The organism is Streptomyces sp. KL2 (assembly GCF_046529545.1).
Lineage (GTDB): Bacteria > Actinomycetota > Actinomycetes > Streptomycetales > Streptomycetaceae > Streptomyces > Streptomyces radiopugnans.
In genome coordinates, this window is the sequence record NZ_CP127170.1 from 4,478,700 (window position 1) to 4,500,121 (window position 21,422).

Sequence of the window (21,422 nt, forward strand, 5' to 3'; positions counted from 1 at the left end):
AGTAGCGTTGTGTGTCCGCAGTCCCGCCTCTCCAGGAGCAGCCCGCCGTGCGTATCGCTGTCACCGGCTCCATCGCCACCGACCATCTGATGACCTTCCCCGGCCGCTTCGCCGACCAGCTCGTCGGCGACCGGCTCCACACGGTCTCGCTGTCCTTCCTGGCCGACACCCTCAACATCCGGCGCGGCGGCGTCGGCGCGAACATCAGCTTCGGCATGGGCCAGCTCGGGGTGCGCCCGATCCTCGTCGGAGCGGCGGGCGCCGACTTCGAGGAGTACCGCGCCTGGCTGGAGCGGCACGGCGTGGACACCGCCTCGGTGCGCATCTCCGAGATCCTGCACACCGCGCGCTTCGTGTGCACCACCGACACCGACCACAACCAGATCGGCACCTTCTACACCGGCGCGATGAGCGAGGCCCGGCTGATCGAGCTCAAGACGGTCGCCGACCGGGTCGGCGGGCTGGACCTGGTCCACATCGGAGCGGACGACCCCGAGGCGATGATGCGCCACACCGAGGAGTGCCGCACCCGGTCCATCCCCTTCGCCGCCGACTACTCCCAGCAGCTCGCCCGGATGGAGGGGGAGGAGATCCGCGGGCTCACCGAGGGTGCGGCCTACCTGTTCACCAACGAGTACGAGGCCGGGCTGGTGGAGTCCAAGACCGGCTGGAGCGCGCAGGACATCCTCGACCGGGTCGGCGCCCGCGTCACCACGCTCGGCTCCAAGGGGGTCCGCATCGAGCGGGCGGGCCGGGAGACCCTGACCGTCCCCTGCCCCGAGGAGGAGGCCAAGGTCGATCCGACGGGCGTCGGCGACGCCTTCCGCGCCGGCTTCCTGTCGGGCCTGGCCTGGGACCTCGGACTGGAGCGCGCCGCGCAGCTCGGCTGCATGCTCGCCACGCTGGTGATCGAGACGCTGGGCACCCAGGAGTACGAGCTGAAGCGCTCCCATTTCCTGGAGCGCTTCACCAAGACCTACGGTGAGGACGCCGCGGCCGAGGTGCGGGCCTGCCTGGTCTGAGCACGCGCGCCCCGGCGCGGCTCCGCCCCCGGAGGGAAGCCGGGGGCGGAGCCGCGCCGGGGTCAGGCGCTGCGGCGCACCCGGTGGGCATGGCCCTGCGCGCCCAGGTACTCGTGACCGCGCATCTCGCACCAGGCCGGGACGTCCAGGCGGGCCGCCTCGTCGTCGGCGAGCAGCAGCACCGTGCCGCCCACCGGCACCCGGTCGATCACCTTCGCCAGCTCGATCACCGGGATCGGGCACCGCTTGCCGCGGGAGTCGACGGTGAGCGCCGCCTCGCGGCCGAGGTCCGCGGCCTCCGGCCCGCCGTCCTCTCCGGCGGCCGCCCCGGCCGCCCCGGTCTCCACGTCCGCGGCGGACGCGGCGGACGCGGCGGCCGGCGCCGGCGGGGCTCCGGAGGGTGCTCGGAGCTGTGCGCGCACCTCCCGCACCGCTTCCGGCAGCACCGCCAGGAAGGCGTCGACGTCCGCCTCGGCCGTGCCCGGCGGCAGCGACACCCGGACGTTGCCCTCCGACAGCACCCCCATCGCGCGCAGCACGTGACTGGGGATCAGCGTGCTGGAGGTGCACGAGGAGCCGGAGGAGACCGAGAATCCGGCCCGGTCCAGGGCGTGGAGCAGCGCCTCGCCGTCCACGTACAGGCAGGAGAACGTCACCACGTGCGGCAGCCGCCGCACCGGATCGCCCACCACCTCCACGTCCGGCACCAGCGCGGGCACCTCGGCGCGTACGCGGTCCACCAGGGCGCGCAGGCGTGCGGCCTCGGCGTCCGCCTCCGCCCGCACCGCCCGCAGCGAGGCCGCCGCCGCGACGATCGCCGGGAGGTCGGCGAAGCCGGGGGAGCGCCCCGACTCCCGCTCGTCCACCGGAGCCGGCGGGGCGAACCGCACACCCTTGCGCACCGCCAGCAGACCGACCCCGCCCGGGCCGCCCCACTTGTGCGCACTGGCCGCCAGCAGCGACCACCGCCCGGGCACCGGGCCCCACGCCAGCGACTGGGCGGCGTCCACCAGCAGCGGCACCCCGGCCTCGGCGCAGAACCCGGCCACCTCCTCCACCGGCTGCTCGGTGCCCACCTCGTGGTTGGCGGACTGCAGGCAGGCCAGCGCGGTCCCTCCCTCCGGGGAGCCGCTCCCACGCAGCGCCGCGCCGAAGGCCGCCGCGTCCACCCGGCCCGTACGGTCCACCGGTACCCGGACCACCGTCCCGCCGCCGGCCTCGTGGGCCTCGGCGGCGTGGAGCACGGCGGAGTGCTCCACGGCGGAGACCACCAGGGCGCGGCCGGCCCGCCGCCTCCCGGCGAGCGCGCCCGCGATGCCGGTGTGCAGGGAGCGGGTGCCCGACGGGGTGAAGACCAGTTCGTCCGGGCGGCATCCCACCGCCTCGGCCGCCGCCTCGCGCGCCGCGTCCAGCAGCAGCCGGGCCCGCCGGCCCTCCCGGTGCAGCCGGGCGGGATCGGCCCAGCCCTCGTCGAGCGCGGCGAGCAGCGCCTGGCGGGCGACGGGGTGGAGGGGGAGGGAGGAGGCTGCGTCGAAGTAGGGCACACCGGCACGCTAACGCGCCCACCGCCCCCGTGCGCCGGTGGGACCGTACGGGCCGCGGAGGCGGTCGTTCCGCCTCTGCCCCCTCTGTCCCGCCCCGGCACCGGCCCGATTCCACCCCATCGGAGGGCCGCGCGGCGCGTTGGGCACCCTCCCCGCGCGACCCCAAATGGCGTCCAGTAGGGTTTGGTCCGCATAAACATCCAAACCCCTGCCCGCGCCAGGGCCGGCGCCCGACCACACACGGCCGAGCCCGGGCCGAGCGGGCGAGACTCTCGGGAAGGCGCTACGTGAGTCCCAACGGCTCCGACCGCTCGTCGCGGCGCCCGATGCGGCGGAAGCTGCCGCAGGCGCTTGCTGCGGGCCTGGTCCTGGCGACCGCCACCGGTTGCACATACAAGGACTTCCCCCGCCTCGGCATGCCCACCCCGGTCACGGAGGAGGCGCCGCGGATCCTCTCCCTGTGGCAGGGCTCGTGGGCGGCAGCGCTCGCGGTGGGCGTCCTGGTGTGGGGCCTGATCCTGTGGTGCGTCATCGTCTACCGGCGCACCAGGACCAAGGTCGAGGTACCTCCGCAGACCCGGTACAACATGCCCATCGAGGCGTTGTACACGGTGGTTCCGCTCATCATCATCTCGGTGCTCTTCTACTTCACGGCCCGTGACGAGTCCAAGCTCCTGGAGCTTTCCGAGAAGCCGGACCACGTGATCAACGTGGTCGGCTACCAGTGGAGCTGGGGCTTCAACTACCTGGAGGACGTGGACGGCGACACCTCCACGTCCAACATGGACGCCGACGAGCTCTCCGGCATCCCCGCCGAGATGCTCGAGGCCGTGCCCGAGGGCGCCGAGGGCGTCTACACGGTGGGCACGCCGGGTGACCGGAACCCGCAGACCGGCAACCCCGGCCCGACGCTGTGGCTGCCCAAGGGCGAGAAGGTCCGGTTCATCCTGACCTCACGCGACGTCATCCACTCCTTCTGGGTCGTGCCGTTCCTGTTCAAGCAGGACGTCATCCCCGGTCACACCAACCAGTTCGAGGTGACCCCCGAGAAGGAGGGCACCTTCCTGGGCAAGTGCGCCGAGCTGTGCGGCGTCGACCACGCCCGGATGCTGTTCAACGTGAAGGTCGTCTCCCCGGAGCGCTACCAGCAGCACCTGGAGGAACTGGCGGAGAAGGGCCAGACCGGCTACATCCCGGCGGGCGGAGCCCGCCAAGAGCGAGAAGGCCAGTAACCCGTGAGCATCCTCAACGAATCCCAGGGTGCCGCCGCAACGTCGGACCAGCCGGCGGCGACCCCCGCGCCCCTGCGCCACAGCCGGCGCGGCAACCGTGTGATCCAGTGGCTGACCACCACCGACCACAAGACGATCGGCACGCTCTACCTGGTCACCTCGTTCTTCTTCTTCTGCGTCGGCGGTGTGCTGGCACTGGTCATGCGTGCCGAGCTGGCCCGTCCCGGCCTCCAGGTCATGTCGAACGAGCAGTTCAACCAGGCGTTCACCATGCATGGCACGATCATGCTGCTGATGTTCGCCACCCCGCTGTTCGCCGGCTTCGCTAACTGGATCATGCCGCTGCAGATCGGCGCGCCCGACGTGGCGTTCCCGCGGCTGAACATGTTCGCCTACTGGCTGTACCTCTTCGGCTCGCTGATCGCGGTGGGCGGCTTCCTCACCCCCGACGGCGCCGCGAGCTTCGGCTGGTTCGCCTACACCCCGCTGAGCGACGTGGTCCACAGCCCGGGCGTCGGCGGCGACATGTGGATCATGGGCCTGGCCTTCTCCGGCTTCGGCACGATCCTCGGCTCGGTCAACTTCATCACCACGATCATCTGCATGCGCGCACCCGGCATGACGATGTTCCGGATGCCGATCTTCACCTGGAACGTCCTGCTGACCGGTGTGCTGGTCCTGCTGGCCTTCCCGGTGCTGGCCGCCGCGCTCTTCGCGCTGGAGGCCGACCGCAAGTTCGGCTCGCACATCTTCGACCCGTCCAACGGCGGCGCGCTGCTGTGGCAGCACCTGTTCTGGTTCTTCGGCCACCCCGAGGTCTACATCATCGCGCTGCCGTTCTTCGGCATCGTCTCCGAGATCATCCCGGTCTTCAGCCGCAAGCCGATCTTCGGCTACATCGGCCTGGTGGCCGCGACGATCGCGATCGCGGGTCTGTCGATCACCGTGTGGGCGCACCACATGTACGTCACCGGCGGTGTGCTGCTGCCGTTCTTCTCCTTCATGACGTTCCTGATCGCGGTGCCCACCGGCGTGAAGTTCTTCAACTGGCTGGGCACGATGTGGAAGGGCTCGCTGAGCTTCGAGACGCCGATGCTGTGGACGATCGGCTTCCTGATCACCTTCCTCTTCGGCGGTCTGACCGGCGTCATCCTGGCCTCCCCGCCGCTGGACTTCCACGTCTCCGACAGCTACTTCGTGGTGGCGCACTTCCACTACGTGGTCTTCGGCACGGTCGTCTTCGCGATGTTCGCCGGCTTCCACTTCTGGTGGCCGAAGTTCACCGGCAAGATGCTCGACGAGCGGCTCGGCAAGATCACCTTCTGGACGCTGTTCATCGGCTTCCACGGCACCTTCCTGGTCCAGCACTGGCTGGGCGCGGAGGGCATGCCGCGCCGGTACGCCGACTACCTGGCGGCCGACGGCTACACCGCGCTGAACACCTTCTCGACGATCAGCTCGTTCCTGCTGGGCATGTCGATCCTGCCGTTCTTCTACAACGTCTGGAAGACGGCGAAGTACGCGCCGAAGATCACGGTGGACGACCCGTGGGGCTACGGCCGCTCGCTGGAGTGGGCGACCTCCTGCCCGCCGCCGCGGCACAACTTCGTCTCCATGCCGCGGATCCGCTCGGAATCCCCGGCGTTCGACCTGCACCACCCGGAGATCGCGGCCATCGACCAGCTCGAGAACACCGAGGGTCCCGAGGGCCCGGTCCTCTCCGGTGCCAAGGAGGCCGGCAAGTGAAGATCCAGGGACGCATGTTCATCTGGCTGTCGGTCTTCATCCTGGCCGTCGCCATCATCTACGGCCTCTGGTCCAAGGAGCCGGTCGGCACCACCGCGCTGTTCATGTCCTTCGGCCTGTCGATCATGGTCGGCTACTACCTCGCCTTCACCGCCCGGCGGGTGGACACCGGGGCGCAGGACAACAAGGACGCGGACGTCGCCGACGACGCCGGCGAGCTGGGCTTCTTCAGCCCGCACAGCTGGCAGCCGCTCGTCCTGGCCGTGGGCGGGGCGTTCGCCTTCCTCGGCGTCGCCATCGGCTGGTGGCTGGTCTACATCTCCGCGCCGCTGCTGCTCATCGGCCTGTTCGGCTGGGTCTTCGAGTACTACCACGGCGAGAACCAGAACCAGTGAACCGGTAGGGAACCAGTAGCCCTACCCCCTCACGCACGGGTCATCTCCGGACACGCTCCGGAGATGACCCGTTCGTACGTATCCGGCTCGTCCGTTCCGAGCGGCGTTCCTACCGTTGCAGCATGAGTCGTGGATCACGCAGGACGGCAATGATCTGCTTCCTGATACTCGTGCCGCTCGCGGTGGGACCCGCCGCATGCAGCGGCGCTGAGCGGCCTCAGGACGCGGCCCCCTACGACGCCACCGCGCACGTCTCGCTGAACGCCGGCGAGGACGGCCGTGCCGCGGACCCGGACGAGCCCCTGGAGATCACCGCCCGCGACGGCAACCGCATCACGGACGTCCGCGCGGTCGACACTGCGGGCCGCCGCCTGGAGGGCGCGCTCTCCGCCGACGGCTCCCGCTGGCGCAGCGACACCCCGCTGGCCGGCGCCATGCGCTACACCGTCGTCGTCAGCACCGAGCGCGGCGACGGCTCCCCGGGCCGCCGTACCGCCGAGCTCACCACCCGGGCGGCGACCGGCGGAAAGAGGCTGGAGGTGGACCTCGGCCCGGACGACGGCACCTACGGCGTCGCCCAGCCCATCACCGCCGAACTCAGCCGGCCGGTCAGGCACGCCGGACAGCGCGCGATCGTGGAACGCGCGCTGACGGTCCGCTCCTCGCCCGCCGTCGAGGGCTCCTGGCGCTGGATGGACGACCGCACCCTCCACTACCGCCCGCGCTCCTACTGGCCCGCGCACGCCACCGTCGAGGCGCGCGCCGCACTGGAGGGCGTGTGGATCCGGGACGGGCTGCGCGGCGGGAGGACGGAGCCGCTGCGCATCCGCACCGGCGACCGCGTCGAGGCCGTCGTCGACATCGACGGCAAGGAGATGACCGTCCGGAAGAACGGAGAGGTCCTCCGGACCGTTCCGGTCACCACCGGCAAACCCGGGTTCCGCACCCGCGAGGGCGTCAAGGTGGTGCTCGGCCGGCAGGCCGCCGTACGCATGACCGGCACCAGCATCGGCATCCCCGCGGGCAGCGCGGACTCCTACGACCTGGACGTCCAGTGGGCTGTGCAGCTCACCGACAGCGGCGAGTTCGTCCACGCCGCGCCCTGGTCGGCGGCGCACCACGGCAGGGACAACGTCAGCCACGGCTGCACGGGCATGAGCACCGAGAACGCCCGATGGTTCTTCGACACCGTCCGCCGGGGCGACATCGTCCGGTACGTGGGAGGGGACGGCCCGAGGATGCCGGCCTTCGGCAACGGCCTCGGCGACTGGAACCTCTCCTGGGAGCAGTGGCGCAGGGGCAGCGCCCTGAACTGACCGGCCGGGCGGTGCCGGGAGGCCCCGGAACTCCGGGAGGACAGGGATCGCCCGAAAGAGGCGAGGGCCGCCGCGGACACCCCCGGGTGTCCGCGGCGGCCCTCCGCCCGTGGGCGGGGCTCCCTCAGGCGGCCGCGCGCTCGCCACGGCGCAGCAGCCCGGCCAGGGCGTCGGCCAGGAGCACCGGGTCCACCGGGTGCGGAACGGCGGCCTCCGCCCGGCTCCAGGTCGCCAGCCAGGCGTCCTGCGGGCGGCCGATCAGCAGCAGGACGGGCGGGCAGTCGAAGATCTCGTCCTTGATCTGGCGGCACACGCCCATCCCGCCGGCGGGCGTCGCCTCGCCGTCCAGGACGCAGACGTCGATGCCGCCCTCCTCCAGGGCCGTGAGCACGGCGGGAAGCGTGGCGCACTCCACGTACTCGACCGGCGGCACGTCGGCGGCCGGTCGGCGCCCGGCGGCCAGCCGCACCTGCTCGCGGGTGTTGGCGTCGTCGCTGTAGACCAGCACCGTGGCGGTCGGCTGCATGGTTCCTCCGTGTCCTCGGGGACGTCCTTCGGGGTGTCTCGGGGTGTCTCGGGTGTCTCAAGGGTCCACGGGCCCGGTGGGGCACGGGCCCCGGGCCGCGTGTGCCGTCGTTGGCGGATGCTACTCCGTCCCGGCCCCCCGCGTCAGGGATCCGGAAGGCCCGGGTATGGGCCGTCTGAGCAGGACGCGGACCGTTGACACACCGAACAGGACCCCCCGAGGTGAGGGCCGGATAAGCGACCGACATAATGTCGGCGTGGCGACAGCAACAGCAGTAGATACCGGGCACGCGCACCCGTCGGTCAACAGGCCGAACCTCACCAGCGTCGGGACCATCATCTGGTTGAGTTCCGAGCTGATGTTCTTCGCGGCCCTCTTCGCGATGTACTTCACCCTCCGGTCGGTGACGGGAGCCGAGTACTGGACGGGGCAGGCGGACATCCTGAACCTTCCGTTCGCGGCGACGAACACCACGATCCTGGTGCTCTCCTCCCTCACCTGCCAGCTCGGCGTCTTCGCCGCCGAGCGCGGTGACGTGAAGAGACTGCGCCTGTGGTTCGTGATCACGTTCATCATGGGTGCGATCTTCATCGGCGGCCAGGTCTTCGAGTACACCGAGCTGGTCCACGAGGGCGTCTCCATCTCCTCGGGGCCGTACGGGTCGGCGTTCTACCTGACCACCGGCTTCCACGGCCTCCACGTGACGGGCGGCCTGATCGCCTTCCTGTTCGTCCTCGGCCGGACGTACATGGCACGGCGCTTCACGCACCACCAGGCCACCGCGGCCATTGTGGTGTCCTATTACTGGCACTTCGTCGATGTCGTCTGGATCGGCCTCTTCGCCACCATCTACCTGATCAAGTGATCAGGCAGTAAGCCAGAAGCATCGACGCAGAAGATCCTGACACCGGGGTAATCCGTGAAAAAGCTCTCCGCACGACGGCGCCATCCGCTGGCGGCGCTCGTCGTCCTACTCTTCGCGCTGGCGGCCACCGGGGGGCTGTACGCCGCGTTCGCGCCCGCGGACGAGGCGAAGGCCGACACCTCGGCTGCGTCCTCGCAGTCTCTCGCCATCGAGGAGGGCAAGAAGCTCTACGCCACCGGCTGCTCCAGTTGCCACGGAACCGGCGGCCAGGGCACGAGTGACGGTCCCAGCCTCGTGGGCGTGGGCGCCGCGGCCGTGGACTTCCAGGTGGGCACCGGCCGCATGCCGGCCCAGTCCCCGGGCGCCCAGGCGCCCAAGAAGCCGCAGGTCTACACGCAGGCGCAGATCGACCAGCTCGCGGCCTACGTCGCCTCGCTGGGCCCCGGTCCGAGCATCCCGACCGAGGAGCAGTACGACCCCGCGGGCGCCAACAGCGCCGCGGGCGGTGAGCTGTTCCGTACCAACTGCGCGCAGTGCCACAACTTCACCGGCGAGGGCGGCGCCCTCACCAACGGCAAGTACGCCCCCTCGCTCGACGGCGTCTCCGACAAGCACATCTACGAGGCCATGCTCACCGGCCCGCAGAACATGCCCGCCTTCCCCGACACGATCCTGCCGGAGAAGGAGAAGAAGGAGATCATCGCCTACATCCAGGATGTCCAGGGAGAGGACGAGAAGTCCCCCGGCGGCTTCAAGCTGGGCGGCTTCGGACCGGTCGCGGAAGGCATGTTCGCCTGGACGATCGTCCTCGCCCTTCTGATCGGCGTCGCCGTGTGGGTCGCGGCACGTACCGCCAAGGCCAGGAAGTCATGAGTAGCCACACCGGATCCCCAGACGTGCCCGACGAGAACCTGCCGGGCGAGCGCGCCCACGGCGGCGAGGCGGCCAGGGCCGAGAACCCGTTCGCCGACCCCGGGCTGCCGCCCCACGAGCCGCGCGTCCAGGACATCGACGACCGGGCCGCCAAGCGCTCCGAGCGCACGGTCGCCCTGCTGTTCACGGTCTCGATCCTGGCCACCATCGGCTTCATCGCCTCCTACGTGATCTTCCCGATCGACCAGTACGTCTTCATCTGGCCGCTCGGTGAGATCAGCGCCCTGAACTTCTCGCTGGGCATGACGCTGGGCATCGCCCTGTTCTGCATCGGCGCCGGCGCGGTCCACTGGGCCCGCACGCTGATGTCGGACCACGAGCTGATCGGCGAGCGCCACCCGATCGAGGCGGACGAGGAGACCCGTGCGCAGGTCCTCGCCGACTTCGCCCAGGGCGCCAAGGAGTCGCAGCTCGGCCGCCGCAAGCTGATCCGCAACACCATGTTCGGGGCGCTGGCCGTGGTGCCGCTCTCCGGCGTGGTGCTGCTGCGCGACCTCGGCCCCCTGCCCGAGGACAAGCTGCGCCACACCGCCTGGGAGAAGGGCAAGCTGCTCGTCAACCAGAACACCGACGAGCCGCTGCGCCCCGAGGACATCACCGTCGGCTCCCTCGTCATGGCCAAGCCCCAGGGGCTCGAGGAGGGCACCCACGAGTTCATGGCGGAGATCGCCAAGGCCGCGGTCATGCTCGTCCGCCTGGAGCCGAAGGACATCAAGGACAAGCAGGAGCTGGACTGGTCCCACGAGGGCATCGTGGCCTACTCCAGGATCTGCACCCACGTCGGCTGCCCCGTCACCCTGTACGAGCAGCAGACCCACCACGTGCTGTGCCCGTGCCACCAGTCGACGTTCGACCTGGCCGACGGCGCGCGTGTGATCTTCGGCCCGGCCGGTCACCCCCTGCCGCAGCTGCGGATCAGTGTCAACGAAGACGGCTACCTCGAGGCGCAGGGCGACTTCGCGGAGCCCGTCGGCCCGAGCTTCTGGGAGCGCGGATGAGTACTGCAGGCGACGCCCCGAAGCGCCGGGGCAAGGCGCCCGCCGGCGAGCGGGTCGCGGACTGGGCCGACGGCCGGCTGGGTGTCTACAGCCTGGCCAAGGCCAACATGCGGAAGATCTTTCCGGACCACTGGTCCTTCATGCTCGGAGAGGTCTGCCTCTACAGCTTCATCATCATCATCCTGACCGGTGTCTACCTGACGCTGTTCTTCAACCCGAGCATGGGCGAGGTGGAGTACCACGGCGCCTACGTGCCCATGCAGGGCGTGCACATGTCGGAGGCGTACGCCTCGACCCTGGACATCAGCTTCGACGTCCGCGGCGGTCTGCTCATGCGGCAGATCCACCACTGGGCCGCGCTGGTGTTCCTGGTGGGCATGTTCGTCCACATGATGCGCGTGTTCTTCACCGGCGCGTTCCGCAAGCCGCGCGAGATCAACTGGCTGTTCGGCTTCCTGCTGCTGGTGCTGGGCATGTTCACCGGCTTCACCGGCTACTCCCTGCCGGACGACCTGCTCTCGGGCACCGGTATCCGGTTCATGGAGGGCGCGGTCCTGTCCGTGCCGGTGGTCGGCACCTACCTCTCCTTCTTCATCTTCGGAGGGGAGTTCCCGGGCACGGACATCATCCCGCGGTTCTTCGTGGCCCACGTCCTGCTGCTGCCGGGCATCATGCTGGGCCTGGTGGTGGCCCACCTGATCCTGGTCTTCTACCACAAGCACACCCAGTTCGCCGGTCCCGGACGGACCGAGAAGAACGTCGTCGGCATGCCGCTGCTGCCGGTCTACATGGCCAAGGCGGGAGGCTTCTTCTTCCTGGTCTTCGGCGTCATCTCGGTCATCGCCGCGACGTTCACCATCAACCCGATCTGGGTGCTCGGCCCGTACCGCCCGGACCAGGTGTCCACCAACGCGCAGCCCGACTGGTACATGGGCTTCTCCGAGGGACTGATCCGCGCGATGCCCGCGTGGGAGATGGTGCTGCCCGGCGGCTACACCCTCAACCTGGGCGTGGCCATCCCGCTGGTGGTCATCTTCCCGCTGATCCTGACGTCGATCGCGGTGTACCCGTTCATCGAGTCCTGGATCACCGGCGACAAGCGTGAGCACCACATCCTGGACCGCCCGCGCAACGCCCCGACGCGCACCGCGTTCGGCGCGGCCTGGATCAGCCTGTACTTCCTGCTGCTGGTCGGCGGCGGCAACGACCTGTGGGCGACCCACTTCAACCTGTCGATCAACGCCATCACCTGGTTCGTCCGCATCGGCTTCTTCCTGGTGCCCGTGGTCGTCTTCATCGTCACCAAGCGGATCTGCCTGGGACTGCAGCGGCGCGACCGCGAGAAGGTGCTGCACGGCCGCGAGAGCGGCATCATCAAGCGGCTGCCGCACGGTGAGTTCGTCGAGGTGCACGAGCCGCTCTCGCAGGAGCAGCTCCACACGCTCACCGCGCACGAGCAGTACAAGCCGCTGGAGATCGGTCCGGAGACGGACGAGAACGGCGTGCGGCGCAAGATCGGCCCCGTCCAGAAGCTCCGCGCCAGGCTCAGCCGGGGCTACTACGGCGAGGGCAACCAGGTCCCCAAGCCGACCGCGGAGGAGTTCAAGGAGCTCACCAGCAGCCACGGTCACGGCCACTGAGCCGCGGCCACAGAGTCCGGTACCGGGTATCGCCACACGTGAGGCCCCGGCCCTCCTCCGAGGGGGCCGGGGCCTTCCGGCGTTCCGGGGCTGTCCGGAGTGCGGGCGGCGGCCGTGGACGCCGCCGCGCGCCGTTAGGCTGGCCGCGGGCCGCCGAGCCGATCCGGCCGCCCCCGCATCCGACCACGCCAGGAGTGATTCCCATGAGCGCTGCTACGACCACCGGAGGCGACACCGTGGCGGCGCGCACCTGGCCGGACGTGCTGAGCGCCCTGCTGGCCGGCGAGGACCTGCCCGCCGGGAGCACCGCCTGGGCGATGGACCAGATCATGCGGGGCGAGGCGACCGACGCCCAGATCGCCGGGTTCGCGGTGGCGCTGCGGGCCAAGGGCGAGACGGTCGACGAGGTCACCGGGCTGGTCCGCGCGATGTACGAGCACGCCAACGTGATCGAGGTGCCCGGCCCGTCGGTCGACATCGTCGGGACCGGCGGCGACCGGGCCAGAACGGTGAACATCTCGACGATGTCCGCGATCGTGGTGGCCGGAACGGGCGCGCGCGTGGTCAAGCACGGCAACCGCGCGGCCTCCAGCGCGTCCGGCTCCTCGGACGTCCTGGAGAAGCTGGGCGTCAACCTGGAGCTGAGCCCCGAGCGGGTCGCCGAGGTCGCGGCCGAGGCCGGGATCACCTTCTGCTTCGCGGTGAGGTTCCACCCCGCGCTGCGCCACGTGGCCGCCGCGCGCAAGGAGCTGGGCGTCGCGACCACCTTCAACTTCCTCGGCCCGCTGACCAACCCGGCCCGGGTGGGTGCCCAGGCCACCGGGGTCGCCGACGCCCGGATGGCGCCGATCATGGCGGGGGTGCTCGCCGAGCGGGGGACGTCCGCGCTGGTCTTCCGCGGCGACGACGGGCTGGACGAGCTGACGGTGACGGGCACCTCGACGGTGTGGGTGGTACGGGACGGCGAGGTCCGCACCGAGACCTTCGATCCGCGCGACGTCGGCATCCCCCTGGTTCCGCTGGAGGCGCTGCGCGGTGCGGACGCCGCCCACAACGCGGACGTGGCCCGGCGGCTGCTGGAGGGGGAGAGGGGGCCGGTGCGGGACGCCGTCCTGCTGAACTCCGCGGCGGCCCTGGCCGCGCTGGAGCCCACCGGGGCGCCGCTGGCCGAGCAGATCGCCGCGGGCATGGAGCGGGCCGCCCTGTCCATCGACTCCGGCGCGGCCAAGGCGGCGCTGGAGCGCTGGGTGGCGGCCAGCAACGCCTGAGGCGGCCCTCCGTGCCTCCCCGCCCGGGGCGTGGGCCCCGGGTCCGCGGCGGGACGGGCCCGCCCGCGTACGGGCCCCGTACGCGGGCCGGGGACGGCCGGCGCCGGGACGGCAGGGACGGCGGGGCCCCGGCACACGCGGTGTGCCGGGGCCTTCCGGTGCGCGGCGGTCCCGGGCCGCCGCGGGGCTCAGGAGTCGAGCCCGATGGCGAAGGCTGCCTCCAGGTCGTGCTGGGAGTAGGTCCGGAAGGCGATGTGGGTCTCGGTGGACTCCACACCGGGAACCTTGCTGATGCGGCCGGGGATGACCTCCGCGAGATCGTCGTGCCGGGCCACCCGCACCATGGCTATCAGGTCGTGCGCGCCGGTCACCGAGTAGACCTCGCTGACCCCCTCCAGCGCGGCGATCTGCTCGGCGATCTCCGGGATGCGGTCGGTGCTGGTCTTGATGAGCACGATCGAGGTGATCACGGTTTTCCCTTCTTCGGGGGAGGGGCCGCGGCGGCGCCCCGGTGGGCCCTTCGCTCTCCTGGTCCCACCACCGGCGGAACTGGCCTGCTCACTGTAGCCCGCCGCCGACGGCGGGCTCACGGGCACGGGGAGGGGGCCGGACGCCGCGGGAGAGGGCGGGCGGTCCGGGCCCCGCGGATGGTGTCGGCTCGGATACGGGCCGCCCGCCGCGGCGCGCCCGGTGGTCGCCAGGCCGTAGGGTTGCGGGGATACCCCCGGTCGGGTGCCCGGGGTGCGCGCACCGCGGAGACATCTCCGCCGTCCGGGGCACCCGGGGACCGGAGCGCCGGAGACGGCGGAACGGCAGGACGAGACAGCAGGACCCGAGTAGACGCGGCAGTGGACGCGCCGGCTGCGCCGAGGGCGCCGGCGGCGCGGGTAAGACCGAGGAGAGGACGGAACGATGCCGGTTCCCCGACCGAACGAAGGATCGCGGTGGCGCTGCACGATGTGCGGCAATCTCACCCGCTTCGACGTGACGCGCTCCAGCAAGGTGGTGGAGTACGTCCATCTGGACCTGGCCGGGGAGCCGAGGGTCGAGGAGCGCGAGGTGCTCAGTGAGACGATCGAGTCGGTGCGCTGCCGTTGGTGCAACGCGGTGGACCAGGTCGAGCTGGTGGACCGTCCCGGCTCCGGCGCGCAGGTGTGACGACGGGCGGGTGTGAACCGTGGTGGAACGGACGGGTGGTGAGCGCGGACCGGGTGAGCCCGGCGAGGAGGCGCTCGACCGCCCGCTGCCCGAGAAGGTGCGCCGCCGGGTGGTGGCGCTGACGGGTGACGCGCTCGGCGGCCTCACCGTCGCCGAACTCCCCGTCCCCTTGCGGCAGTACGCCCGTTTCACCCCCCAGCGGCGGGTCAGGTTCGCGGGCAACGCGATGGCCGCCGCGCTGGAGAACGACCCGGCCTTCCGGCGGCGCATCGCCGACCGGCTGTGCGAGGCGCTGCCGGAGCTGGCCGACTCCGTCCGGGGCGGTACGTTCCCGGCCGCCGCCGATCCCGTGGACGTGGCCGCGGTCGCGTACGTGCTGCGGCCGGAGGGCTGGGCCAAGCTCGTCGCCGCCGCGGGCGAGGAGGCACAGCGGGCGCAGGCCGAACGCGCCGGCGAGGAGGCCGAACGGGAACTGGCCCGGCTCCGTGAGGAGCTGGCGCAGGCCCGGGCGGCCGGGCGCGCCCACGCCGAGGGGCTCCGCGCGGAGCTGGAGGCCGCCCGCAAGGAGGCCGACTCCCTGCACCGCAGGCTGCGCAGCGCGCTCAGCGACGTCAAACGCGGCGAGGCAGCGGTGCGCAAGGCGCGGGCCGAGCTGGAGGAGGTTCGGACCGCGGCCGCGGCGGAGAAGGCCGCGGCCGAGAGCGAGGCGCGCCGGCTGCGGTCGCGGCTGGCGGAGGCGGAAGCGGCGCTGGAGGCCGGCCGCCGCGCGGTGCGCGAGGGGCGCAGTGTGGAGGACATGCGTCTGCGGCTGCTGCTGGACACGGTGCTGGACGCCGCCCAGGGGCTGCGGCGCGAACTCGCCCTGCCGCCTCTCACGCACCGCCCGGCCGAGACCGTGGACGCGGTCGAGCCGGGCCGGATGACCCCCAAGGACATCGCCCGGCGCGCCCTGTCGGAGGAGGACCCCGCGCTGCTCGACCAGTTGCTGGCACTGCCCCAGGCGCATCTGGTGGTGGACGGCTACAACGTCACCAAGACCGGTTATCCGTCGCTGCCCCTGGAGAAGCAGCGGCTGCGGCTGCTGGGCGGCCTGGCGGGGCTGGCGGCCCAGACCGGCGCCGAGGTGACCTGCGTCTTCGACGGGGCGGAGTTGGCCGCTCCGGTACTGCTGGCGCCACCGCGGGGAGTGCGGGTGCTGTTCAGCAAACCCGGTCAGACCGCCGACGAACTGATCCGGCGTCTGGTGCGCGCCGAGCCGCCCGGCCGTCCGGTGGTCGTCGTCTCCGCCGATCGCGAGGTGGCCGACGGCGTGGCCGCGGCCGGAGCCCGTCCGGTGGCGTCGGTACTGCTGCTGCGGAGGCTGGGCCGCACCTGACGCCCCGGCGCGCCGCCCGGTTCCGCGCCTGACGCCGCGCCACCTTCCCGCGGGAGTCCGGAATGTCCGCCGGGTGCGGCACTCAGCGTCAGGCCGCGGTCGCCGACAGTGGGGCGATGGTAAAGGATGTGGCCGACGGGCGAGATTTTTCCTATGAGGATTTGAAGCGATCACCGTGCATGGCTAGTGTCTGGCCCGAACCTCTGCGCAGTTGATCACCCAACCGGGGTGACAGCGGAGGAACCGCCGAATCCGCGGCGCTCATCGCGGAGCCGGGTGGCCCCCGGGTCATTCCCGGCAGGCGGCTGAGGAAGAAGGAGCTCGCCCCAGTGGCGTCCCACCGTCGACCCAAGCAGCCGAACCGCACACGGGTGACCGTGCTCACCGCGACCGCAGCGGCGGCGGTCGCACTGACCTCCCAGACGGCCCAGGCCGAACCCAAGCCCACCAAGAGCGAGGTCAAGGCCAAGGTCGACAAGCTCTACGAAGAGGCCGAGCACGCTACGGAGAAGTACAACGGCGCCAAGGAGAAGCAGGAGAAGCTGCAGAAGCAGGTCGACAACCTCCAGGACAGCGTCGCGCGCGGTCAGGGAGAGCTCAACGACCTGCGCGACAGCCTCGGTTCGATGGCCACGGCCCAGTACCGAAGCGGCGGCCTCGACCCGTCCCTGCAGCTGTTCCTCTCCTCCGACCCCGACGACTACCTCGCCAAGGCCTCCGCGCTCGACCAGATCGGCAGCAAGCAGGCCGGCGCGCTGAAGAAGATCCAGTCCAAGCAGCGGACCCTCTCGCAGCAGCGCGAGGAGGCATCCGAGAAGCTCAAGGATCTGGAGGACACCCGCAAGGAACTCGGCGACAGGAAGAAGAAGATCCAGGGCAAGCTCGCCGAGGCCCAGCGGCTGCTGAACACCCTCACCGCGCAGGAGCGCGCCGAGCTCGACAGGGAGGAGGAGCGCGCCAACCGCGCCTCCTCGGCCCGCGTGGACCTCGGCAGCTCGGCCTCCGCCACGCAGCGCGCCTCGGCCGCCCTCAACGCGGCCAAGTCCAAGCTCGGTTCTCCCTACGTCTGGGGCGCGACCGGCCCGAGCTCCTTCGACTGCTCCGGGCTGACCTCCTGGGCGTACAGCCAGGCCGGCGTCTCCCTGCCGCGCACCTCGCAGGCCCAGGCCGGTGCCGGCACCCGCATCTCCCAGAGCCAGCTCGCCCCCGGCGACCTGGTCTTCTTCTACAGCGACCTGCACCACGTCGGCCTCTACGCGGGCAACGGGCAGATCCTGCACGCCCCGAAGCCCGGCGCCAACGTCCGCTACGAGTCGATCAACAACATGCCGTTCATGTTCGGCGTGCGCGTCTGACCGGCCGCCTTCCCGGCCTCAAGCCTCCTCCGTACGGGTGAAACCCGACGGGGGAGGCTTTTCGCTGCCCCCTTCCGCGTCCCGCCGCCGACCCGGCCCTGACCTGTGCCGCCTTCCGCGCCGGGGAGGGACACGGCGGCCCGGACGGTGCGGCGGTCCGTGAACCGAGCGTGCCGGTGCGGCTACTGTCGGCGGCCACCGTCCACCGAAGCGGAAGGGAGAGCGGTCCCGCCGTGGTCTCGCAGCCTTCGCCCCGACACGCCCCCCGCCGTCCCGGCTCCCGCCGGCGCACCCCGCCCTCCGGCCTGTCCGGGCTGGGCACCAGGGTCACCGCGCTGTCCGCCGCCGCGGGCGCGGCGGCGGTGCTGACGGCGGCCCCGGCGGGAGCCGACCCCGCGGGCGGCCCGTCCCCGGCCGCGCTGAGCGCGCGCGTGGACCGGCTCTACGCCGACGCGGAGCGGGCCACCGAGCGGTACAACACGGCTTCCGAACGCGTGGAGGACCTGCGCGAGCAGGTCGAGCGGGCCCAGGACGGAGCCGCGCGCGACCAGGCCAGGGTCAACCGGATGCGCGGGGACCTGGGCTCCCTGGCCAGCGCGCAGTACCGCTCCGGCGGCATCGACCCGGCCCTCGCGCTGATCCTCTCCGAGGGGCCGGAGGAGTACCTCGCCAAGGCCGCCACCCTCGACCGGATCAACAGCCGCCAGACGGCCAAGCTCAAGGCGTTCCGCAGCGCGGTGCGCGCGCTGGAGCAGCAGCGCACCGAGGCCGGCGGGAAACTCGCCGAACTGCGGCGCCAGCGCGAGGCCCTGGGCGAGCACCGCGAAGCCGTGCAGCGCAAGCTCGCGGCCGCCCAGCGGCTGCTCAACCGGCTCCCGCGCGAGGAGCGTGCCGCCCGCGGGCACGCGTCGCGCGGCGCCGAGCGTCCCGGCGCGCCGATGGAGCCGGCCCCCTCGCCGCGGGCCGCCGCGGCGGTCGCCGCGGCCCGCGGGGCGGTCGGCGCGCCGTACGCCTGGGGCCAGGCAGGGCCCCACGCCTTCGACTGCTCGGGCCTGACCTCCTGGGCGTACGCCCGGGCCGGGGTCTTCCTGCCGCGCACCTCGCAGGGGCAGCTGCACGCCGGGCGGCACGTACCGCTGGAGCAGGCGCTCCCCGGCGACCTGGTCGTCTACCGGTCGGACGCCAGCCATGTGGGGATGTACGTCGGCGGCGGCCAGGTCGTCCACGCCCCCCGCCCCGGAGCGCAGGTGCGGTACGACCCGGTCGGGATGATGCCGGTCGCCGCCGTGGTCCGTCCCTGAGCCCACCCTTCCGCTCCCGGTCCTCACCGCTCCCGCTCCTTCCCGCTCCCGGCCCTTCCCCGTCCTCGGCGCTCCGCGCGTCCCGGGCCGGGCCCGTACGATCAGCGGTGTGACACGGAGGTGGCGGAGGGCGTCGGCGGTACCGGCCGTACTGGTGGCCGGGCTGCTGGCGTTCCAGTCCGGCTGCGTGGAACGGGCGGAGGAGGGCGCCGCGGAGCGCGGAGTGCTCCAGGCGGTGCTGGACCGTCAGGCCGAGGCGGTGCTCACCGGTGACCGCGAGGCCTACCTGGCCACCGTCGACCCCCGCGCGGACGGCTACCGGGACGCCCAGCGCACGGTGTTCGGCAACCTCGCCCGGCTGCCGGTGGACCACTGGTCCTACCGCGTCACCGCCACCGGCGACGACGCCTTCCCGCTCCCTCGGGACACGGACGACACGGACGGTATGGACGGCGGGGACCGGGAAGCCGGACCCCGCCGGATCGCGGTCCGTGCCGAACTGCGCTACCGGATCGAGGGCTACGACCCCGCACCGGTGCGGGACGTTGAGTACCTGACCCTCACCGAGCGGAAGGGCCGCTGGTACGTCTCCTCCGACAGCGACGGCGCGCCCGGCGGCCGCCACAGCGCCCAACAGCTCTGGGAACAGGGGGAGATGACCGTCGTGCGCGGCGAGCGGAGCCTGGTGCTGGGGGTCGGCCGCCCGGAGTTCGACCTGCGCGCGCTGGCGGACGACGCCGACCGCGCGGTCCCCGGCGCCGACGCCGCCTGGCCGCGCGCCTGGCCGCGCCGGGTGCTGGTCCAGGCCCCCGCCACGCTGGAGCGGATGGCCGGCCTCCTGGGCGGCCCGCCCTCCTCCTACCGCGGCATCGCCGCCGTCACCACCGGAGAGGCGGGCGGCCGGGGCAGAACGCCCGCGGAGCGGATCGTGGTCAACCCGGAGGCCTACTGGCTGCTGGGCGAGGAGGGGCGGCGGATCGTCATGACCCACGAGGTCACCCATGTGGCCACCCGCGCGCACACCACCGAGTCCACCCCGCTGTGGCTGTCGGAGGGCTTCGCCGACTGGGCCGCCTACCGGGAGGTGGACCGCCCGCCGGCCCGGATCGCCCCCCTGCTGGCCGGTGCCGTCCGCGACGGAGAGGTGCCCAGGAGGCTGCCGACGGACGAGGAGTTCGCCTTCGCCGGGGACGCCGACCGGCTCGCCCGCTCCTACGAGAGCGGCTGGCTGCTGTGCCGGATGGTGGCGCAGCGGTGGGGCGAGGAGAAGCTGGTCGAGCTGTACCTGGCGGCGGGCGGGTCCGACGGCGGCATGGAGCCGGTGGTCCGCGAGGTGCTCGGCACCGGCATGGACGGACTCACCGCGCGCTGGCGCGAGTACGTACGGCGCGAACTGGGCGGACGGTAGGCGCCGCCGGGGCGGGCCTCACCGGGAGACCAGCCCGTCCTGCCGCTCCGGCGCCCCCGGACGCCTCCCGAGCCCGTCCCCGTCCCCGCGGTCTTCCCCGCCACCGTCCCGGCCGGCCTGCTCCGCGCGGCGCAGGGGCTCGGTCACCGTCGTGCGCCACAGCCGGGCGCAGGCCAGCACCGCGGCGGCGACCAGCAGCCCGTTGCGCACCACCAGCAGCGTCACCCCCAGCGCGTCGCTCGCCACCACGCTGCCGAAGTTGAGCGGGAACTCCAGCAGCGTCACCCCCGTCGCCGCGACCACCAGGAGCGCGGGCAGCCCCTGCCGGCCGGTGCGCAGCGTCACGCACACCGCGGCCAGACCCACCAGCCAGACCATGTACTGCGGGCTGATGACCCGGCTGGTGACGGTGAACAGCAGCACCGCGGCGAACGCGGCGTCCGCGGCGGTGCTCGCCGTCCACTCCACCGCGCGCAGCCGCCACCGCAGCAGCCAGCCGAAGGCGGCGGCGGTGCACAGCAGCGCCGCGGTGCTCACCAGGTCCACGTACGGGCCCAGGAACTCCACCGAGCCGTAGTTCAGCAGGACCTGTCCCTCCCAGCCGAAGTGCCGCGCCACGTGGAAGACCAGGGCGCCCACCGACTCGACCTCGGTGCCGCGGTCGCGCTGGTGGGTGAGGAAGTCCAGCGCACCGGGCATGGCGGCGGCGAACGCGGCGGTCAGCGCCAAGGCCGTCACCACCGCGGCGCCCCACACGGCGCGGGTGACGCGCCCGCGCGGCGTGCCCGCCAGCAGCAGTGCGGGCCACACCTTCAGCAGCGCCCCGAAGGCCGCCAGCGCCCCGGCCGTGCGCGGGCTGCGGGACAGCGCCAGCAGCGCGGCGACCGCGACGGTGGTGACCATCAGGTCGTAGCGGGCGTACACCGTCGGGCCCAGCAGCGGCACCCCGGCCACCCACACCCACGCGCCCGCCCGGCTGCGGCCCCGCTCCCGCCCGGCGCCGCGGCGGGAGGCGTACAGCAGCAGCGCGAACGCGGCGGCGTCGGCGGCGCAGGCCAGCACGTAGAAGGCGGCCGGGTACTCCAGGAAGGGCAGCAGCGCGGGGGAGAGGATCGCCAGCGCCGCGGCGGGCGGGTACTGCCAGGTGACGTCGTCCGGCGGGAAGACGCCGGTGCTCAGCACCCGGTACCAGCCCTGGTAGATCACCGAGACGTCGCTGGTGACGTCCGGCCCCGGCACCGTGATCACCTTGAACACGCACAGGAGCACCACGGTCCGGGTGGCGGCCCAGGCCGCGATCGGAAGGCGCATGGACCGACCGTACCGGGTGCCGCCCCGGC

General features: G+C 72.3%; 19 protein-coding genes. 15 read left to right on the forward strand and 4 right to left on the reverse strand.

The features are described 5' to 3' along the window. Positions 1 to 47 precede the first annotated feature (47 nt). Positions 48 to 1,022, forward strand: coding sequence for a carbohydrate kinase family protein (locus tag QPK52_RS20130; protein WP_410538860.1), 975 nt, complete (start codon positions 48 to 50; stop codon positions 1,020 to 1,022). 62 nt (positions 1,023 to 1,084) lie between these two features. On the opposite strand, the gene QPK52_RS20135 is transcribed toward QPK52_RS20130, so the two are convergent. After that, entirely contained in the window at positions 1,085 to 2,566 is a 1,482-nt protein-coding gene (locus QPK52_RS20135) for a cysteine desulfurase/sulfurtransferase TusA family protein (protein WP_410538861.1), read from the reverse strand. Between the two features lie 287 nt (positions 2,567 to 2,853). Between QPK52_RS20135 and coxB the strand changes: the two genes are divergently transcribed. The 4 genes from coxB (at position 2,854) to QPK52_RS20155 (ending at position 7,255) form a co-directional block, all read left to right on the forward strand. Next, positions 2,854 to 3,798, forward strand: a complete 945-nt coding sequence (coxB, locus tag QPK52_RS20140) for a cytochrome c oxidase subunit II (RefSeq protein ID WP_410538862.1) — start codon at positions 2,854 to 2,856, stop codon at positions 3,796 to 3,798. Between the two features lie 3 nt (positions 3,799 to 3,801). Next, on the forward strand, positions 3,802 to 5,544 hold the full coding sequence (gene ctaD, locus QPK52_RS20145) for a cytochrome c oxidase subunit I (RefSeq protein ID WP_410538863.1): 1,743 nt from the start codon (positions 3,802 to 3,804) through the stop codon (positions 5,542 to 5,544). After that, the gene (locus tag QPK52_RS20150; protein ID WP_093655116.1) at positions 5,541 to 5,939 is read left to right on the forward strand and encodes a cytochrome c oxidase subunit 4; all 399 of its coding nucleotides are present in this window, start codon (positions 5,541 to 5,543) and stop codon (positions 5,937 to 5,939) included. The genes ctaD and QPK52_RS20150 overlap by 4 nt, the downstream gene beginning before the upstream one ends. Positions 5,940 to 6,061: 122 nt before the next feature. After that, positions 6,062 to 7,255: an Ig-like domain-containing protein gene (locus tag QPK52_RS20155; protein ID WP_410538864.1), complete on the forward strand. Its 1,194-nt coding sequence runs from the start codon at positions 6,062 to 6,064 to the stop codon at positions 7,253 to 7,255. 124 nt (positions 7,256 to 7,379) lie between these two features. Here QPK52_RS20155 and QPK52_RS20160 read toward each other — a convergent pair whose 3' ends face one another. Next, positions 7,380 to 7,781 carry a hypothetical protein gene (locus QPK52_RS20160; RefSeq protein ID WP_410538865.1) on the reverse strand — a complete coding sequence of 134 codons (402 nt, stop codon included), beginning with the start codon at positions 7,779 to 7,781 and terminating at the stop codon, positions 7,380 to 7,382. Positions 7,782 to 8,037: 256 nt separating this feature from the next. On the opposite strand from QPK52_RS20160, the gene QPK52_RS20165 reads away from it, so the two are divergent. The 5 genes from QPK52_RS20165 (at position 8,038) to trpD (ending at position 13,485) form a co-directional block, all read left to right on the forward strand. Next, positions 8,038 to 8,646, forward strand: a complete 609-nt coding sequence (locus QPK52_RS20165) for a heme-copper oxidase subunit III (RefSeq protein WP_093655122.1) — start codon at positions 8,038 to 8,040, stop codon at positions 8,644 to 8,646. 54 nt (positions 8,647 to 8,700) lie between these two features. Beyond that, positions 8,701 to 9,519, forward strand: a complete 819-nt coding sequence (locus QPK52_RS20170; RefSeq protein ID WP_410538866.1) for a c-type cytochrome — start codon at positions 8,701 to 8,703, stop codon at positions 9,517 to 9,519. After that, the gene (locus QPK52_RS20175; RefSeq protein ID WP_410538867.1) at positions 9,516 to 10,577 is read left to right on the forward strand and encodes a Rieske 2Fe-2S domain-containing protein; all 1,062 of its coding nucleotides are present in this window, start codon (positions 9,516 to 9,518) and stop codon (positions 10,575 to 10,577) included. Before QPK52_RS20170 ends, QPK52_RS20175 begins: the two co-directional genes overlap by 4 nt. After that, positions 10,574 to 12,217: a cytochrome b gene (locus tag QPK52_RS20180; RefSeq protein ID WP_410538868.1), complete on the forward strand. Its 1,644-nt coding sequence runs from the start codon at positions 10,574 to 10,576 to the stop codon at positions 12,215 to 12,217. Before QPK52_RS20175 ends, QPK52_RS20180 begins: the two co-directional genes overlap by 4 nt. Positions 12,218 to 12,420: 203 nt before the next feature. Beyond that, the gene (gene trpD / locus QPK52_RS20185) at positions 12,421 to 13,485 is read left to right on the forward strand and encodes an anthranilate phosphoribosyltransferase (protein ID WP_410538869.1); all 1,065 of its coding nucleotides are present in this window, start codon (positions 12,421 to 12,423) and stop codon (positions 13,483 to 13,485) included. Positions 13,486 to 13,673: 188 nt separating this feature from the next. Here trpD and QPK52_RS20190 read toward each other — a convergent pair whose 3' ends face one another. Beyond that, complete coding sequence (locus QPK52_RS20190) at positions 13,674 to 13,955, reverse strand: Lrp/AsnC ligand binding domain-containing protein (RefSeq protein WP_162465868.1); 282 nt, start codon at positions 13,953 to 13,955, stop codon at positions 13,674 to 13,676. Between the two features lie 442 nt (positions 13,956 to 14,397). Between QPK52_RS20190 and QPK52_RS20195 the strand changes: the two genes are divergently transcribed. The 5 genes from QPK52_RS20195 (at position 14,398) to QPK52_RS20215 (ending at position 20,082) form a co-directional block, all read left to right on the forward strand. After that, positions 14,398 to 14,643, forward strand: a complete 246-nt coding sequence (locus QPK52_RS20195; protein WP_093655134.1) for a hypothetical protein — start codon at positions 14,398 to 14,400, stop codon at positions 14,641 to 14,643. Between the two features lie 22 nt (positions 14,644 to 14,665). Then, positions 14,666 to 16,018 (forward strand): NYN domain-containing protein, encoded by a 1,353-nt coding sequence (locus QPK52_RS20200; protein ID WP_410540407.1) that lies wholly within the window; start codon positions 14,666 to 14,668, stop codon positions 16,016 to 16,018. Between the two features lie 329 nt (positions 16,019 to 16,347). Next, on the forward strand, positions 16,348 to 17,373 hold the full coding sequence (locus QPK52_RS20205) for an NlpC/P60 family protein (protein WP_410538870.1): 1,026 nt from the start codon (positions 16,348 to 16,350) through the stop codon (positions 17,371 to 17,373). Between the two features lie 233 nt (positions 17,374 to 17,606). Beyond that, a complete protein-coding gene (locus tag QPK52_RS20210) occupies positions 17,607 to 18,674 on the forward strand; it encodes an NlpC/P60 family protein (protein WP_410538871.1) in 1,068 nt (355 codons plus the stop codon). A gap of 109 nt (positions 18,675 to 18,783) precedes the next feature. Further along, complete coding sequence (locus QPK52_RS20215; RefSeq protein ID WP_410538872.1) at positions 18,784 to 20,082, forward strand: hypothetical protein; 1,299 nt, start codon at positions 18,784 to 18,786, stop codon at positions 20,080 to 20,082. Positions 20,083 to 20,100: 18 nt separating this feature from the next. On the opposite strand, the gene QPK52_RS20220 is transcribed toward QPK52_RS20215, so the two are convergent. Then, the gene (locus tag QPK52_RS20220) at positions 20,101 to 21,393 is read right to left on the reverse strand and encodes a glycosyltransferase 87 family protein (protein WP_410538873.1); all 1,293 of its coding nucleotides are present in this window, start codon (positions 21,391 to 21,393) and stop codon (positions 20,101 to 20,103) included. Positions 21,394 to 21,422: the final 29 nt, after the last annotated feature.

Excerpts from the sequence above, each read along its gene's own strand:
- QPK52_RS20155 (WP_410538864.1), top strand. The coding sequence starts at position 6,062 with ATGAGTCGTGGATCACGCAGGACGGCAATGATCTGCTTCCTGATACTC.
- QPK52_RS20160 (WP_410538865.1), bottom strand. The coding sequence starts at position 7,781 with ATGCAGCCGACCGCCACGGTGCTGGTCTACAGCGACGACGCCAACACC.
- QPK52_RS20175 (WP_410538867.1), top strand. The coding sequence starts at position 9,516 with ATGAGTAGCCACACCGGATCCCCAGACGTGCCCGACGAGAACCTGCCG.
- QPK52_RS20180 (WP_410538868.1), top strand. The coding sequence starts at position 10,574 with ATGAGTACTGCAGGCGACGCCCCGAAGCGCCGGGGCAAGGCGCCCGCC.
- trpD (WP_410538869.1), top strand. The coding sequence starts at position 12,421 with ATGAGCGCTGCTACGACCACCGGAGGCGACACCGTGGCGGCGCGCACC.
- QPK52_RS20195 (WP_093655134.1), top strand. The coding sequence starts at position 14,398 with ATGCCGGTTCCCCGACCGAACGAAGGATCGCGGTGGCGCTGCACGATG.
- QPK52_RS20220 (WP_410538873.1), bottom strand. The coding sequence starts at position 21,393 with ATGCGCCTTCCGATCGCGGCCTGGGCCGCCACCCGGACCGTGGTGCTC.